1 protein-coding gene is annotated in these 872 nt (G+C 65.7%); it reads left to right on the top strand.

The features are described 5' to 3' along the window. A partial coding sequence (prpC, locus tag AC3FNH_RS32560) for a bifunctional 2-methylcitrate synthase/citrate synthase (RefSeq protein ID WP_488723011.1) occupies positions 1-872 on the top strand: 872 nt, incomplete at both ends.

The following is an 872-nucleotide window of genomic DNA, read 5'->3' as shown; positions in this document are numbered from 1 at the left end:
GTCGGCCGTACCGGCAACGACCTGCACTACCGCGGCTATGACATCCTGGACGTGGCCGACGCCTGCGAATTCGAGGAAATCGCCCACCTGCTGGTCCACGGCAAGCTGCCGAACAAGGCCGAACTGGCCGCCTACAAGACCAAGCTGAAGTCGCTGCGCGGCCTGCCCGCCAACGTCAAGGCCGCGCTCGAATGGGTGCCCGCCTCGGCCCACCCGATGGACGTGATGCGCACCGGCGTGTCCGTGCTCGGCACCGTGCTGCCCGAGAAGGATGACCACAACACGCCGGGCGCGCGCGACATCGCCGACCAGCTGATGGCCAGCCTGGGCTCGATGCTGCTGTACTGGTACCACTACAGCCACAATGGCCGCCGCATCGAGGTCGAGACCGACGACGACTCGATCGGCGCCCACTTCCTGCATCTGCTGCACGGCAAGAAGCCGTCGGCGCTGTGGGAGCGCGCCATGCACACCTCGATGATCCTGTACGCGGAGCACGAGTTCAACGCCAGCACCTTCGCAGGCCGCGTCATCGCCGGTACGGGCTCGGACATTTACTCGGCCATCTGCGGCGCGATCGGCGCGCTGCGCGGCCCCAAGCACGGCGGCGCCAATGAAGTGGCCTTCGAGATCCAGAAGCGCTACGACAGCCCCGACGAAGCCCAGGCCGACATCACCCGCCGCGTCGAGAACAAGGAAGTCGTGATCGGCTTCGGCCACCCGGTGTACACCATTGCCGACCCGCGCAACCAGGTGATCAAGGAAACCGCGCGCCAGCTGTCCAAGGACGCCGGCTCGATGAAGATGTTCGACATCGCCGAGCGCCTGGAAACGGTGATGTGGGACATCAAGAAGATGTTCCCGAACCTGGA

The sequence above is a fragment of the Cupriavidus sp. 22TCCZM01-5 genome (assembly GCF_057798915.1).
Note: the sequence above shows the minus strand (reverse complement) of the source record. Positions and strands in the feature narration are given on the sequence as shown.